This window comes from Sphingobium psychrophilum (assembly GCF_012927105.1).
In the GTDB taxonomy this organism is placed as follows: Bacteria; Pseudomonadota; Alphaproteobacteria; order Sphingomonadales; family Sphingomonadaceae; genus Sphingobium; species Sphingobium psychrophilum.
The window spans coordinates 101,261-115,770 of sequence record NZ_JABBFV010000006.1 but is presented as its reverse complement, the minus strand read 5'-3'; the positions used below and the strand labels follow the sequence as shown (position 1 = coordinate 115,770).

The following is a 14,510-nucleotide window of genomic DNA, read 5'->3' as shown; positions in this document are numbered from 1 at the left end:
GCCGTCCCCCTTTGAACCATGATATTGGGGGTTGAGAGCGGTGCTATATTCATATAACACAGTTGCCGAAATGGCGATGCGCCGGAGAGATGAGAAACGGCATGAATTACGAAACCCAGCTGGTGGGCGACTCGATGGTCGTCATCGAAGAAGATGAGGCGCGCCGGCGGCGCAAACGGCTGCTGCTGATCGGCGGCGGCGTCGCCGTCCTGCTGGTCGCTGCGGCCGCCTGGATATCGATGCGCGGCGATACGGGGGCCGCTCCCGCCGCCCCGGCCGCGCAGGTGCCAGTCGTAACCGTCATTCGGCCCGGCCAGTCGGTCGTCGCCCGCACCGTCACGGCGACCGGATCGCTGGCCGCGCGGATCGACATGCCGGTCGGCGTCGTCGGCGAAGGCGGCATGGTGACGCGAGTGCTGGTGCAACCGGGCGACTGGGTGCGCGCCGGCCAGCCGCTGGCGATCATCGAACGATCAGTCCAGGTCGAACAGGTTCGATCGCTCGCTGGCCAGGTAGACGTGGCCCGCGCCGACGCCAAACTCGCCCAGGCCCAGCTTGACCGCGCCAAGGCGCTGGTAGGCCGCGGCTTCATCAGCGCCGCCGACATCGATCAGCGCACCGCGACCCGCGACGCAGCCGCAGCCCGCGTCAGCGTGGCCGCCGCGCAACTCGCCGAACAGCGCGCCCGCACCGGGCGGCTGGACATTCGCGCGCCCGCGTCCGGCTTGGTCCTGACCCGCGCGGTCGAACCGGGCCAGATCGTCCAGGCAGGCAGCGCCGTGCTGTTCCGCCTGGCCAAGGATGGCGAGATGGAATTGCAGGCGCAGGTGGCCGAAGGCGACCTGGCGACGCTGCGTCCGGGCAACAGCGCCATGGTGACGCCGATCGGCCATAGCGATCAGTTCGCCGGTCGCATCTGGCAGGTGTCGCCAGTGATCGATCCCCAGACGCGCCAGGGCATCGCGCGCATTGCCGTCGCCTATAATCCCGCGATCCGGCCGGGCGGCTTTGCCGCCGCGACCATCACCAGCGGATCGGGCAGCGCGCCGTTGCTGCCAGAATCGGCGGTACAGAGCGACGCCAAGGGCAGCTATGTCTATGTCGTCAACGCCAAGAACCAGGTGGAGCGCCGCGCCGTGACAGTGGGCCAGGTGTCCGACGCCGGGGTCGCCGTGACCAGCGGGATCGACGGCGCGGAAAGCATCGTCACCTCCGCCGGCGCCTTCCTGGCGCCGGGGCAGAAGGTGAAACCGGAATTGTTGAAGACCCGCTAGGATATAGGCGCGGCCGATGCCGGCCGCGCCACGGACGGCAGGATGCGCGCCATCAGGCGCGGCGAACAGGTTGAATGGGACGCTATGTTGCGTCCGGCACAGGTTGGACGGACGCGCCAGCGCGTCCGGTGAGGGAAGCCCGTCATGAATTTTCGCAATATGTCCGCATGGGCCATCCGCAACCCGGTGACGCCGCTGGTCCTGTTCGCCGCATTGATGCTGGCGGGCATCGTCAGCTTCATGCGGATGGACGTGAATAACAACCCGGACATCAGCTTCCCGGCGGTCAGCGTCGTCGTCAGCCAGCCCGGCGCGGCCCCGACCGAGCTGGAAACGCAGGTCACGCAGCGGGTCGAAGCGGCGGTACGCGGCATCAGCGGCGTCGACGAGATCACCTCCTTCGCGTCCGAAGGGCGGTCGCTCACCAACGTCCAGTTCCAGATCGGCACCCCGGTTGACCGCGCGGTCAACGACGTCAAGAACGCCGTCGACCAGATCCGCAGCGACCTGCCCGACGGCATATTGGAGCCGCAGGTCACCCGCATCGACATCGATGGCGGACCGATCGCCTATTTCAGCGCCGAAGCCACCGACATGACGCTGGAGGAACTGTCCTGGTATGTCGACAATACGGTGGCCAAGCGACTGCTGTCGGTCAGCGGCATGGCGGCGGTCAACCGCGGCGGCGGCGTCAGCCGCGAAATCCGCGTCATATTGGACCCGGCCAAGCTACAGGCGTTCGGCATCACCGCCGCCCAGGTCAATCAACAGCTGAACCAGGTCAACCTGAACGCGGCGGGTGGCCGTACGGAAATCGCCGGCGCCGAACAATCGATCCGCGTGTTGGGCAACGCCCGCAACGCCCGCGACCTGGGCGCGACCCAGATCGCGATCAGCGGCGCCCGGACGGTCAAGCTGGCCGACATCGCCGACGTGCGCGACATGTATGCCGAACAGCGCAACCTGTCGCTGATGAACGGGCGGCAAGTCACCAGTTTCAGCATGGAAAAGGCCAAAGGATCGTCCGACGTCACCGTCTATGACGACGCGATGGCGGAGTTGGACAAGCTGAAGAAAGAAAATCCCAAGGTCCAGTTCAAGGAACTCTACACCAGCGTCGGTTACACCAAGGAACAATATCATTCGGCCATGGCCGCGATGATTGAGGGGGCGGTGCTGGCGGTCGTGATCGTCTTCCTGTTCCTGCGCGACTGGCGCGCGACGATGATTTCGGCGCTGGCGATCCCGCTGTCGGCGATCCCGACCTTCTGGTTCATGGAGATGATGGGCTTCACCCTGAACGGCATTTCGCTGCTGGCGCTCAGCCTGGTCGCGGGCGTGCTGGTCGATGACGCGATCGTGGAGATCGAGAATATCGTGCGCCATATGCGCATGGGCAAATCCGCCTATCAGGCGTCGATCGACGCCGCGGACGAAATCGGCCTGGCCGTGCTGGCCACCACCATGGCGATCGTCGCGGTGTTCCTGCCGGTCGCCCTGATGCCTGGCATATCGGGCCAGTTCTTCATCCAGTTCGGCATGACCGTGGTCGTGTCGGTGCTGATGAGCCTGGCCGTCGCGCGCCTCATCACGCCCATGATCGCGGCCTATTTCCTCAAGGCCCATGGCGAGGAAAGCCATGGCGAAGGCTGGATGATGGACCGCTATATGAGCGTGCTGCGCTGGTCGCTGGACGAGCGCCGGGCGATCGCCCATCGCGCACGGGGCGGCTGGCGGCGCTTTACCGGCCTGTTTTTGGACCATCGCGTCTGGACGGTGGGCATCGGCGCGTTGGCGTTCGTCGCCACGATCATCGCCTTCGCCACGCTGCCGATGACGTTCCAGCCGGTCACCAACACCGATTTCAGCCAGGTGAAGATCGAGACGGTGCCGGGCAGCACGCTGGCGCAGACGACCGCCATCACCCGCAAGGTCGCCGACATGCTGGCCGCCGATACGGACGTGGTGGAGGCCGCCTTCGCCGATATCGAGCCGACCATGGCCGACATCTTCCTGACGCTCAAGAAGAGCCGCCCGATCAGTTCGGTCGATTGGGAGCGCAAGATCGCGCCGCAATTCCAGACCGTCGCCGACGCGCGAGTCAATTTCCAGTCGCAATCAGGCGGCGGCTTTGGCCGCGACATCATCATGATGTTCGGCTCCGACGACCCGGAAAAGCTGGAACGCACCGCCAATCAGCTGGTCGCGGAAATGGCGCGTATCCCCGAATTGCGCGCGCCGCGCGTGCAGGGCGATATGCAACGGCCCGAAATCATCATCACCCCGCGTCTGGACCTGGCCGCCAGCCTGGGCGTGACCACCGCCGCGCTCAGCCAGTCGATCCGCATCGCAACAATCGGCGACATCGACCAGAACAGCGCCAAATTCTCGCTGTCCGACCGTCAGATTCCGATCCGCGTGTCGATCGCCGAGGATAGCCGCAAGGATATCGCGACGATCCAGAACATGCCGGTGCCTACGGTCAGCGGCGGATCGGTGCCGCTCAAGGTCGTCGCCGACATCCATTTTGGCGCGGGGCCGACGCAGATCCGCCGTTACAACCAGATTCGCCGCATCGTCGTGGGCGCGGACCTGGCCCCCGGCATCGTCACCAGCCAGGCAACGCAGAAGATCAACGCCCTGCCACTGATGAAGGCGATCAATGACGGCAAGGTCCAGGGCATCCAGAAGATCAATGCCGGCGACAGCAAGTTCCAGGCGGAAATGCTGACCAATTTCATGATCGCTGTCGCATCCGGCATCCTGCTGGTGCTGGCGGTGCTGGTGCTGCTCTACAAGCGGATCATGCCGCCCTTCGTCAATCTGGGATCGCTGCTGCTCGCCCCGCTGGGCGGCGCTTTGGCGCTGCATATCGCGGGACAGCCCATCTCCATGCCGGTGTTGATCGGCCTTTTGATGCTGCTGGGCATCGTCGCCAAAAACTCGATCCTCGTCATCGACTTCGCGCTGGAGGAGATGGAGAAGGGCGTGCCCAAGTTCGAGGCGATCGTGGATGCCGGGCACAAGCGCGCCCAGCCGATTGTCATGACCACGGTCGCGATGGTCGCGGGCATGGTGCCGACCGCACTCGCCCTGTCGGGCGACGGTGCCTGGCGCGCGCCGATGGGCATCACCGTGATCGGCGGCCTGCTGCTGTCGACGGTGCTGACGCTGGTGATCGTGCCGGCGACCTTCAGCCTGGCGGTGGCGATCGAAAGCTGGGTCGGGCCGCGACTGGGCCGGGGTCTGTTGACCTATAAGGCCGGCGACGACAAGGATCGACCGGTCCATCCGCACCCCGCCGAGTAAGGCCGGTAAAAGAAGGCTTTGCCTGAACGAAACGGCGGCGTAACCGTTGGACGGCCATGACGCTGCTTCGCATCCCCCGGCCCAGAGGCGAATTTGCCCCGCACCCTGCGCGGGGCATGCGGCTGGTAGCGACGGGGATGCTGGTGGCGATGGCGGTGGTGTTCGTCACGGCGCGTGCCACCGTCCACCTCCACCCCGCCATCGGCTTCGTCCAGGCCTTCGCCGAGGCGGCGATGGTCGGCGGCCTGGCAGACTGGTTCGCGGTCACCGCGCTGTTCCGCCACCCGATGGGCCTGCCCATCCCGCACACCGCGATCATTCCGCGCAACAAGGACCGGATCGGCGATACGCTCGCCCTTTTCCTGCGCGACAACTTCCTGACCCCAGCCGTGGTCGCGCGGCGGATGCGCGGCATGGACGTCGCCGCCGCCGCCGGACGCTTCCTGGCCAGCCCGTCCGAAGGCGACGGGCGGCTGCGCGAGGGCGCGTCGCGGCTGGTGGCCGACATATTGGAGGCGCTGGACCAGGAACGGCTGGGCGGCATGGTGAAGGGCGCGATCGGCCAGCGGCTGCGCGCGATCAATATCGGCCCGCTGGCGGGGCAAGCGATCGAGGCGGCGATGCGCGACGGCCGCCACGCCCCGGTGATGGACGGCATCATCCATTGGGCGGACCGCACGCTGGAGGCGAACGAGCATCTGATCCGCCAGATGGTGCAGGAACGGGCGGGCAAGGTGCTGCGCTGGACCGGGCTGGACGAAAATCTGGCCAACGCCATCCTGTCGGGCCTGCGCAAGATGCTGGCGGACATGGCCGCCGATCCGGGCCACAGCCTGCGCCTGAAGGCGGAGGAAGGCATGGCGAAACTCGCCTTCGACCTGCAATTCGACCTGGAGATGCAGGCCAAGGTCGCCAAGATCCGCGACGAGATCGTCGATAATCCGGCGATGCAGCGCTGGATCGAGGGAATGTCGGAACAGGCGCGCGCCGGCCTGCTGCGCGCGGTGCGCGATCCGGGCAAGGCGATGGCCGGGCGGCTGGGCGAAGCGCTGCGCCAACTAGGTGGCACGTTGCAGCAGGAGGCGCGGTTGCGGCTGGTCATCAACCGCTTCGTGCGCCGCGCCGCGGTGGGCGCGACTGCCAGCTATGGCGACGCAATCGTGCGGCTGGTCAGCGACACGGTACGTGGGTGGGATGCGGGCACGGTCACCAGTCGCTTGGAAAATGCCGTCGGGCGCGACCTGCAATATATCCGCGTCAACGGCACGCTGGTCGGCGGTCTGGTGGGCCTCGCGATCCACACGGTCGATACATTTTTTTGAAGTAGAACCGCACCAGCCCACACCCCCACCCGGCCACCCAACGGCCGTATTCTATGGGTGCCGGGTGGGGGTGTGGGCTGGCACCGTCTTGGCACGCGCGTTAGCGCATCGCCCGAAAAGATGCCGGAGCGCGTCGGGCCAAACGACGCGCCCCGGCGGAACCGGCCGCGCAGAGGAGAGGAGAGGCGGCCGATTCCTGGCTGGAAAACTCAGTCTGGGACACGCCCCTCACCGCCCGGCGGCAGCGGCAGTTCGTTGGCGGTCAGCACGCCGTCGCCATTGCGGTCCTGATCGACGAACATGGCGAGCGCGGGGGTGAGAAATTCGGCGCGGTCGATCTGGCCATCGTCATTGCTGTCTTCGGGATAGGGCATGGCGCGACCCGGCGGCGGCGCTGGCGGCGCAGCGTCGGCGCGATCGCCGCCGCGCGGACGACCGCCGGGCGGCGGACCGCCTGCGCCACCGGGGCCACCAGCGCCTCCACCGGGACCACCGCCACCGGGACCGCCAGGACCACCTCGTCCCTTGCCGGGACCGCCGTCTTTGCCAGCCTCGCCCTCCGCAGAGGGGCGCGCCTGCCGCTCATGTCCCAGCATCCGCTGCATCGCCTGCACCGGCACCAGCCCGTCGCTGTCCTGGTCCATTAGACCGAAGCGGCGCTCCATATAGGCGCGCATCTCGTCCCGCGTGATTCGGCCGTCGCCATCGGCATCCGCTGCCCAGGGACCATCTTCAGGGCCAGCGGGCTGCGCCAGAAGCGGCGCGGAGGCGAGCAGCGCGACAGCGAGTGAGACAGCAGATAGGCAGTTGCGAAAACGCATGAAGGCTCCTGAAAGCGGGATCGCCCCTGCTTTCGCACCCTTGCTTTGCCGCCATATGTCGCGATGCAGCCGCAATGTTGCACGCCGCCTAAAAATGATGTTGCAACATATCATTAAATGATGTTGCAACATATCATTAAATGATGTTGTATCATTTCATCGACGATCACGGTTCGGGCAAGAAGAACCGACATCGGCGAGAGGATGCGACAGACGAGGAGCCAGACGATGCGACTCATGACCCTATCGGCCATTGGACACAGCACAACGAATCGGGTGACGGAACCAAGCGGGCCAGCGCGCTATGGCGCGAGGCGCAAATCGCCGCTGGGCCTGGGCGGCACGGTGGCGGTGCATGGGCTGCTGATCGGCGCCTTCCTGCTGATCCCCAAGGAGGTGATCGACGTATTCATCCCCTCCAAGCCCATCGAGACCAGACATATCCCCCTTCCCAAACCACCCGAACCGGTGGTCGAGAAGCAGGTCGATCCCAAGGTGCAGACCCGGCCGCAGCCGCGAGCGCAGCCGACCGTCACCGATCCACTGATCGACCTACCTACAGGCGATCCGCCGTTGACCGCAACCGGGGGTGGCGGAACCGGCACAGGTCCGATCCAACCCTATATCGCTCCACCGCCGCCGCCCCTAGCCGATCCGGTGCTGACCGAACCCCAGATCGATCCACGCGCCCTTGCCGCCTTCCAGCCCGATTATCCCGGTGCGATGATCCGTCAGGGGCTGGAAGGGACAGTGACGGTGCGCGTGACGATCAACGCCGAAGGCCGCGTCACCGCCATCGAAAAAGTCTCCGCCACCGACGAAAGCTTCTGGGCCGCGACCCAGCGCCACGCCCTGCGCAAATGGCGTTTCCGCCCGGCGACCCGCGACGGCGTGGCGGTGGCTTCGTCCAAAGTTCTGACGGTGCGCTTCACCCTGACGGAGCGATAGGGCAAGGTCGCCGCGGGGAAAGAAAGGGAATTTCGGGGAACGCCATCATGGACCATTTTGCATCTGCGCCCGCCCTGTCCTATAAGGGCGGCATGGCGATCTTTCCCCGGCCCGTTTCCCCCAAAAGCGCGCTTGGCGATTTCTGGGGCTATTTCAAGCAGCAGCGGCGGCATAAATGGCCGCTGCTGGGCGTTTCGGCTGCGCTGACCTATGTCATCATCTGGGCGTTCATCGTCGACGCGAACACCAATACGATGCCGACGCGCAACAAGATCATCTATGTCCAGAGTTGGGACGCGAACCGGTCCGACGCCGCGATCATCCTGCAACAGAAGATCGACTTCGCCAAGCGCGAGGCGGCGCTACTGAAGAATCAGGCCAAGATGCAGGGCTTCGCCGACGCCTTCGGCATCGAATGGCGCGAGGAGGAAGCCCGCAACACCGCCCGCCGCAAGGAAGCGGTGAAGCAAATCGACGCGCTGCTGGACGACCGGCTGGCCAAGGCGGAAGCGACGAAGAAGACGCCGGGCGCGCCGCCTGCGGGAGCCGCCCAGCCCTGAGCGAGCCGGCTTCGCCCCCACAGGCCCCGTCCTCGCCAACGCCGTCTGCACAGGACCGGCGCTACATGGCCGCCTCCATCGCCCTGTCGGGGCGCGGGCGTGGCCTTTCCACTCCCAATCCCAATGTCGGCTGCCTGATCGTGCGCGACGGCCACGTCGTTGGGCGCGGCTGGACCCAGAAGGGCGGCCGCCCCCATGCCGAGGCGCAGGCGCTGGACCAGGCGATGGACCGGGCCGCAGGCGCGACCGCCTATGTCACGCTGGAGCCCTGTTTCCATCTGTCCCCGCGCGGCCCGCGCTGCGCCGACCTGATGGCCCGCGCCGGCATCGCCCGCATGGTGATCGCGCTGCGCGATCCCGATCCACGCACCGACGGACAGGGCGCCGCCTGGCTGCGCGATCGGGGCGTGACGGTGGACATGGGCCTGATGGCGGACGAGGCCGCCCGCGCCATGGCCGGATTCGTGCTGCGCCAGACGCTGGGACGGCCGCATGTGACGTTGAAGCTTGGCCTCTCGCTGGACGGACGCATCGCACTGGCGGATGGATCGAGCCGCTGGATCACCGGCCCGGACGCGCGCGCCCATGCCCATATGGAGCGGGCGCGGCATGACGCCATCCTGGTGGGCGGCGGCACGTTGCGGGCCGACGCCCCGTCGCTGGACGTACGGCTGGCGGGGCTGGCGGATCGATCGCCGCGCCGGGTGCTGCTGAGCCGGGGCGACGCGCCGGCGGGCTGGACCCGGATCGGCGCGCCAGAGGAGATTGCGACGCTGGAGCGGGTCGATCATCTGCTGGTAGAGGGCGGGGCGGAAACGGCGGCCGCCTTCCTGCGCGCCGGGCTGGTCGACCGGCTGCTGCTCTATCGCGCGCCGATCGTCATAGGGTCCGGCTTGGCCGGGATCGGCGACATCGGCCTGTTCGACCTGGCAGACGCCCATGGCCGCTGGCGGATGACCGACATGCGACAACTGGGCGTCGATCGGCTGGAGGTTTACGAAGCGGTTCGCAACGCTTAGAGCCAGTTTCCAGTTTCCGTGTGGTTTATAAGGGCCTTTGCGTTTCATGTTCACCGGCATCATCACCGACATCGGGACCATCCGCACCCATGAGCAGCGCGGCGACCTGCGGCTGGTCATCGGTTGCGCCTATGCCATGGACGGCGTCGCCATCGGCGCGTCGATCGCGTGTTCGGGCGCCTGCCTGACGGTGGTTGAAAAAGGCGCGGACTGGTTCGCGGTGGACCTGTCGGCCGAAACGATCGCGCGTACAGCACCCGGCCTGTGGGCCGAGGGGGGCCGGCTGAACCTGGAACGGGCGCTCAAGGTCGGCGACGAACTGGGCGGGCATATCGTGACCGGCCATGTCGATGGCATCGGCCATCTGGTGTCGGCGGTCAGCGAAGGCGATTCGACCCGGCTGACGATCGGCGCGCCCGCCGACCTCGCCGCCGCGCTGGCGGCCAAGGGATCGATCACGCTCGACGGCATTTCGCTGACGGTCAACAGCGTCGATGACCAGGCCGACGGCAGCGTGCATTTCGGGCTGAACATCATCCCGCACACCGCCGCCGCAACCACGCTGGACGCGCTGCCCGACGGGCGCGCTTTCAACCTGGAGATTGACGTGCTGGCGCGCTATTTGGACCGGATGCAGAGTCTTCGCAACCGCAGCATGTGATTATATCTTGAATTAATCACATTGCAGTGTGATATGCGATGCGATCCCACTGGTGGGAAGGAGTCGTTTCCATGTCCTCTGCCCTTATCGATACCGTCCGCAGCCTCGTCACCGATGGCGGCATGTCCCGTTCCGGCCTAGCGCGCGCCGCTGGCCTCCATGCCAATTCGCTGCGCAAGCTGGGCGAAGGCGACTGGAACCCGACCGCCGACACGCTGGGCAAGCTGGAATCCTACCTGCTCAAGCGTGAAGGCGGCACCGCGCTGGCCAGCCCCGAAGAGATCATCAACGAAGCCCGCAACGGCCGCATGTTCATCCTGGTCGATGACGAGGATCGCGAGAATGAGGGCGACCTGGTCATCCCGGCGCAGATGGCGACCCCTGACGCGATCAATTTCATGGCCACCCACGGCCGCGGCCTCATCTGCTTGGCGCTGACCAAGAGCCGGACCGAGGAACTGGGCCTGGACCTGATGAGCCGTAACAACGGCACCCGGCATGAAACCGCCTTCACCGTGTCGATCGAGGCGCGCGAAGGCGTGACCACCGGCATCAGCGCCGCCGACCGCGCCCGCACCGTGTCCGTCGCGATCGACGGGTCGAAGGGCAAGGTCGACATCGTCACGCCCGGCCATGTCTTCCCGCTGATCGCCAAGGATGGCGGCGTGCTGGTGCGCACCGGCCATACCGAAGCGGCGGTCGACGTCGCGCGGCTGGCGGGCCTCAACCCGTCGGGCGTCATCTGCGAAGTGATGAAGGACGACGGCACGATGGCGCGCCTCGACGACCTCATCCCCTTCGCCCAGAAGCATAAGATGAAGATCGGCACGATCCGCGACCTGATCGCCTATCGCCGTCGTCACGACCATATGATCGAGCGGCGCGCCGAAACCACGTTCGACAGCCGCTGGGGCGGCGACTGGAAGGCGATCAGCTTCTACAACAAGGCGACCCAGACCGAACAGCTGGTGCTGCAAAAGGGCCATGTCGATCCCGAAAAGCCGACTTTGGTGCGCATGCACCAGATGTCGCCACTGAGCGATACATTCGGCAAGCTGGGCGCGCGCACGGGCCTGCTGCCGCGCTGTATGGAGATTATCGGCGACGAAGGCGCTGGCATCATCGTCATCCTGCGCGGCGACGAACCCGACATGCTGACCCGGATGCTGCAATATAATGCCGGCATCGTGACGGGCGACATGGACGAATTGCGCAACTATGGCGCGGGCGCGCAAATTCTGGCGGACCTGGGGGTGCATGACATGATCCTGCTGACCAACAGCCACCGCAGCCTGATCGCGCTTGACGGCTATGACCTGGCCGTGGTTGGGCAACGGCCGATCGAGCTGTAAGGACATAGCATCATGGCAAAATTTCTGATCGTCGAAGCGCGCTTCTATGACCATCTGAACGACCTGCTGATCGAAGGCGCCAAAGCCGCGCTGGACGAGGCCGGTCATAAATATGAGGTGGTGACGGTGCCGGGCGCGCTGGAAATCCCCGGCGCGATCGCGCTGGCGGCGGAAAGCGGCCGTTATGACGGCTTCGTCGCGATCGGCGTGGTGATCCGCGGCGAAACCTATCATTTCGAAGTGGTGTCAAACGAAAGTGCCCGCGGCCTGATGGCGCTGAGCATGGACGCGATTGCGATCGGCAACGGCATCCTGACGGTCGAGAATGAAGCGCAGGCGCTGACTCGCGCCAAGCCGACCGAAAAGGACAAGGGCGGCGAGGCGGCTAAGGCCGCCATCGCCATGCTCGCCCTGCGCGAACGCTTCGGCATGTAAAAAAGGGCTCCTTACGGAGCCCTTTTCATTCGCCCATAGCAGGGTTCAGGCGTCCGCCTTTTCCTGCGCCAGCGTCGGATAATCGGTATAGCCTGTCTCGCCCAGCGCATACCAGGTTGTCATATCCTGAATGGGATTGAGCGGCGCGCCGATGCGGAATCGCTCCACCAGATCGGGGTTGGCCATCAGCGGGCGGCCGAAGCTGATCGCGTCGGCCAGGCCGCTGGCCAGATCCGCCTGCGCCCGGTCGACATCATAATCGCTGTTCAGGATCAGCGGTCCCTTGAAATGCTGGCGGATCAGCGGCGACTGGCGCGGCACATCGGTCGCGCCGAACGTGCCGTCCGGTCCCGGTTCGCGCAATTCGAGCGACGCGATGCCGATCGCGTCCAGCACGTCGGCGGCATGGGCGAAGAGGCTGGCGGGATCGCTGTCGTCCACGCCCTGCGAATCGCCATTGGGGGACAGGCGCACCGACACGCGGTCCGCGCCGATCGCATCCACTACCGCCTGCGTCACTTCCGCGAGCAGCCGCACGCGATTTTCCACGCTGCCGCCATATTCGTCGGTGCGGAAATTGGCGTTGTCGCGCAGGAACTGGTCGATCAGATAGCCGTTGGCGGCATGAATCTGCACCCCGTCGAACCCGGCGGCGATCGCATTATGCGCGGCGCGGACATAGGTGTCGATCAGGCCAGGAATTTCGTCGACGCTGAGCGGCCGGGCGGTTTCGAACGGCGCCTTGCCTTCGTAAGTATGCGCGTCGCCCGCCGTCGCGGTCGCGCTGGACGACACCGGCTGCTCGCCCGTCACGCTGCTATGGACCTGACGCCCCATATGCCAGAGTTGGACGACGATCCGGCCACCCGCATCATGGACGGCTTGCGTCACCGGCCGCCATGCGGCAACCTGCTCGTCGGACCATATGCCCGGCGCATAGGGCCAGCCAAGCCCCTGGCGCGAAATGCCGGTCGCTTCGCTGATGATCAGGCCCGCCGACGCGCGCTGGCGATAATAGTCCACCATGATCGGGGTAGGCACATGGTTGCGGGTGGCGCGGCCGCGGGTCAGCGGGGCCATCAGGATGCGGTTTGGCGCGTCGATGGCACCGATCTGGATCGGATCGAACAGGGTCGTCATGGAATCTCTCTCAATCATAGTTGCAATTTGCAACGGGACTTGATGCGTAAAGCCAGCTAGGGAGCCGGGATGTCGAGTTCAACCCCCGCCGCGCGGATCGATATGCCGCGCCTCGCCTTTCCGGCGCTGGTGCTGGCGAATTTGATCCTGCCGCTGGGGCCGGTGCTGGTGCGCCTGTCCGATGTCGGACCGGTGGCGGCGGCCTTCTGGCGGCTGGCGCTCGCCCTGCCCTTCCTGCTGCTGCTGGCGCGGCCGGGCATAAGGCGCACGCCGCCCACGCGCGGCGAATGGATCGCGCTGGTCTTCGCTGGCCTCGTCTTCGCGGCCGACCTGGCCGCCTGGCATGTTGGCATCCTCTATACCAAGGTCGCCAACGCCACGATATTCGGCAATATGAGCGGGCTGTTCCTGCCCGCCTGGGGGATGCTGGTGCTGCGCCAGAAGCCCCGCGGATTGCAGGCGGCCGCGCTGGCGCTGGCGGGCGCAGGGGCGCTCGTCATGATGGGCGGCAGCTACGACCTGTCGATCGGTAACCTCAAGGGCGACCTGCTCTGCCTGGTCGCGGGCATCCTCTACACCGCTTATCTGCTGATCGTGCAGAAGGTGCGCGGGCGGCTGGACAGTTGGTCGGTGCTGGCCGTGTCGAGCGTGGTCAGCGCGCCGGCGCTGCTGCTGTGCGCGCTGGCGCTGGGCGAACGGGTGATGCCGGGGAACTGGACCCCGCTCATCATATTGGCGCTGTCGAGCCAACTGATCGGCCAGGGGCTGCTGACCTATGCGATCGGCTGGTTCTCGCCGCTGGTGCTGGGAGTCAGCCTGCTGCTGCAACCGGCGGTGGCGGCGCTGCTCGGCTGGTTGCTGTTCGGCGAATGGCTCAGCCCCATCGACATGGTCGGCACGGCGGCGGTGGCCGCAGCGCTGGTGCTTGTACGCCTGCCCTCGCGCGCCTAGATAAGCCCTATGAGCGAAACATCGGACCTCACCCTGGACGAAATCCGCGCGCTGCTGGCCCCCGCGCTGGCGCGCCATGCCGCTTTCGACGGCTGGCGACCGCCGGCCGTGGCCATGGCCGCGGCGGAAAAAAGCGTGGATGCGGACATCGCCGCCCTTGCCTTCGCCGATGGCGCGATCGACATGATCGACGCCTGGTTCGCCAGCATCGATACGCGCATGGTCGACGCGCTGCCGGCGGACGAGTTGGCAACGATGTCGATCCGCCGAAAAATCACGGCGTTGGTCGAGGCGCGCCTGGAGTTGCTAGCGCCAGACCGCGAAGCGCTGCGCCGCGCGATCGCTATCCTCGCGCTGCCGACCAACGCCATGCGCGCCGCCAAGCTTGGCTGGCGCGCGGCGGATGTCATGTGGCGCGCGGCGGGCGACACGACGACCGACCTGGCCCATTACAGCAAGCGCACGACGCTGGCCGCTCTCTATACCGCCACGCTGCTGGTGTTCGTGGATGACGAGAGCGAGGGTCATGCCGACAGCCGCGCTTTCCTGGCGCGCCGGATCGAAGATGTGATGCGCTTCGAAAAGTTCAAAGCGAAGGTCAAGGGCGTGGGCGGCGGTGAGCGGCTGAGCCTGTCGCGCTTCATCGGCCGCTTGCGCTACCCCGCTATCTGAGTGGGCGTGATCCGGGCGGCACGCGATTCGCGCTGGCCTTTCCCAA

The 14,510-nt window shown here is 66.3% G+C and carries 13 protein-coding genes; 11 read left to right on the top strand and 2 right to left on the bottom strand.

Features of this window, described 5'->3' with window-relative positions:
- Positions 1–101 precede the first annotated feature (101 nt).
- The 3 genes from HHL08_RS10265 to HHL08_RS10255 all read left to right on the top strand — a co-directional run bounded on the left by HHL08_RS10265 (position 102) and on the right by HHL08_RS10255 (position 5,905).
- The gene (locus HHL08_RS10265) at positions 102–1,274 is read left to right on the top strand and encodes an efflux RND transporter periplasmic adaptor subunit (protein ID WP_169572878.1); all 1,173 of its coding nucleotides are present in this window, start codon (positions 102–104) and stop codon (positions 1,272–1,274) included.
- Between the two features lie 144 nt (positions 1,275–1,418).
- A complete protein-coding gene (locus tag HHL08_RS10260; RefSeq protein WP_169572876.1) occupies positions 1,419–4,583 on the top strand; it encodes an efflux RND transporter permease subunit in 3,165 nt (1,054 codons plus the stop codon).
- 56 nt (positions 4,584–4,639) lie between these two features.
- Positions 4,640–5,905 carry a DUF445 domain-containing protein gene (locus HHL08_RS10255; RefSeq protein WP_169572874.1) on the top strand — a complete coding sequence of 422 codons (1,266 nt, stop codon included), beginning with the start codon at positions 4,640–4,642 and terminating at the stop codon, positions 5,903–5,905.
- Positions 5,906–6,114: 209 nt separating this feature from the next.
- Here the strand turns inward: HHL08_RS10255 and HHL08_RS10250 are convergent, their stop codons facing one another.
- Entirely contained in the window at positions 6,115–6,726 is a 612-nt protein-coding gene (locus HHL08_RS10250) for an EF-hand domain-containing protein (RefSeq protein WP_169572872.1), read from the bottom strand.
- Between the two features lie 228 nt (positions 6,727–6,954).
- Here HHL08_RS10250 and HHL08_RS10245 point away from each other — a divergent pair, with 228 nt between their 5' ends.
- From HHL08_RS10245 to ribH, 6 genes are all read left to right on the top strand, one after another.
- A complete protein-coding gene (locus HHL08_RS10245) occupies positions 6,955–7,674 on the top strand; it encodes an energy transducer TonB (protein WP_169572870.1) in 720 nt (239 codons plus the stop codon).
- 47 nt (positions 7,675–7,721) lie between these two features.
- Positions 7,722–8,234, top strand: a complete 513-nt coding sequence (locus HHL08_RS10240) for a hypothetical protein (protein WP_169572868.1) — start codon at positions 7,722–7,724, stop codon at positions 8,232–8,234.
- Positions 8,231–9,253 (top strand): bifunctional diaminohydroxyphosphoribosylaminopyrimidine deaminase/5-amino-6-(5-phosphoribosylamino)uracil reductase RibD, encoded by a 1,023-nt coding sequence (ribD, locus tag HHL08_RS10235; protein ID WP_268932710.1) that lies wholly within the window; start codon positions 8,231–8,233, stop codon positions 9,251–9,253. Before HHL08_RS10240 ends, ribD begins: the two co-directional genes overlap by 4 nt.
- Positions 9,254–9,299: 46 nt before the next feature.
- Entirely contained in the window at positions 9,300–9,914 is a 615-nt protein-coding gene (locus tag HHL08_RS10230; RefSeq protein ID WP_169572864.1) for a riboflavin synthase, read from the top strand.
- 71 nt (positions 9,915–9,985) lie between these two features.
- Positions 9,986–11,266 (top strand): 3,4-dihydroxy-2-butanone-4-phosphate synthase, encoded by a 1,281-nt coding sequence (gene ribB, locus HHL08_RS10225; RefSeq protein ID WP_169572862.1) that lies wholly within the window; start codon positions 9,986–9,988, stop codon positions 11,264–11,266.
- A 12-nt stretch (positions 11,267–11,278) separates the two neighbouring features.
- Positions 11,279–11,701 (top strand): 6,7-dimethyl-8-ribityllumazine synthase, encoded by a 423-nt coding sequence (ribH, locus tag HHL08_RS10220; protein WP_169572860.1) that lies wholly within the window; start codon positions 11,279–11,281, stop codon positions 11,699–11,701.
- 45 nt (positions 11,702–11,746) lie between these two features.
- Here the strand turns inward: ribH and HHL08_RS10215 are convergent, their stop codons facing one another.
- Complete coding sequence (locus HHL08_RS10215) at positions 11,747–12,841, bottom strand: alkene reductase (protein WP_169572858.1); 1,095 nt, start codon at positions 12,839–12,841, stop codon at positions 11,747–11,749.
- A gap of 69 nt (positions 12,842–12,910) precedes the next feature.
- Here HHL08_RS10215 and HHL08_RS10210 point away from each other — a divergent pair, with 69 nt between their 5' ends.
- The gene (locus HHL08_RS10210; protein WP_169572856.1) at positions 12,911–13,792 is read left to right on the top strand and encodes a DMT family transporter; all 882 of its coding nucleotides are present in this window, start codon (positions 12,911–12,913) and stop codon (positions 13,790–13,792) included.
- 9 nt (positions 13,793–13,801) lie between these two features.
- Positions 13,802–14,464, top strand: a complete 663-nt coding sequence (locus HHL08_RS10205) for a COQ9 family protein (protein WP_169572854.1) — start codon at positions 13,802–13,804, stop codon at positions 14,462–14,464.
- The last annotated feature ends 46 nt before the right edge of the window (positions 14,465–14,510 follow it).

Bases quoted from the DNA above. Each gene is read 5' to 3' on its own strand.
- HHL08_RS10265 (WP_169572878.1), top strand. From the start codon at position 102: ATGAATTACGAAACCCAGCTGGTGGGCGACTCGATGGTCGTCATCGAA.
- HHL08_RS10260 (WP_169572876.1), top strand. From the start codon at position 1,419: ATGAATTTTCGCAATATGTCCGCATGGGCCATCCGCAACCCGGTGACG.
- HHL08_RS10255 (WP_169572874.1), top strand. From the start codon at position 4,640: ATGACGCTGCTTCGCATCCCCCGGCCCAGAGGCGAATTTGCCCCGCAC.
- HHL08_RS10250 (WP_169572872.1), bottom strand. From the start codon at position 6,726: ATGCGTTTTCGCAACTGCCTATCTGCTGTCTCACTCGCTGTCGCGCTG.
- HHL08_RS10245 (WP_169572870.1), top strand. From the start codon at position 6,955: ATGCGACTCATGACCCTATCGGCCATTGGACACAGCACAACGAATCGG.
- HHL08_RS10240 (WP_169572868.1), top strand. From the start codon at position 7,722: ATGGACCATTTTGCATCTGCGCCCGCCCTGTCCTATAAGGGCGGCATG.
- HHL08_RS10230 (WP_169572864.1), top strand. From the start codon at position 9,300: ATGTTCACCGGCATCATCACCGACATCGGGACCATCCGCACCCATGAG.
- ribB (WP_169572862.1), top strand. From the start codon at position 9,986: ATGTCCTCTGCCCTTATCGATACCGTCCGCAGCCTCGTCACCGATGGC.
- ribH (WP_169572860.1), top strand. From the start codon at position 11,279: ATGGCAAAATTTCTGATCGTCGAAGCGCGCTTCTATGACCATCTGAAC.
- HHL08_RS10215 (WP_169572858.1), bottom strand. From the start codon at position 12,841: ATGACGACCCTGTTCGATCCGATCCAGATCGGTGCCATCGACGCGCCA.
- HHL08_RS10210 (WP_169572856.1), top strand. From the start codon at position 12,911: ATGTCGAGTTCAACCCCCGCCGCGCGGATCGATATGCCGCGCCTCGCC.
- HHL08_RS10205 (WP_169572854.1), top strand. From the start codon at position 13,802: ATGAGCGAAACATCGGACCTCACCCTGGACGAAATCCGCGCGCTGCTG.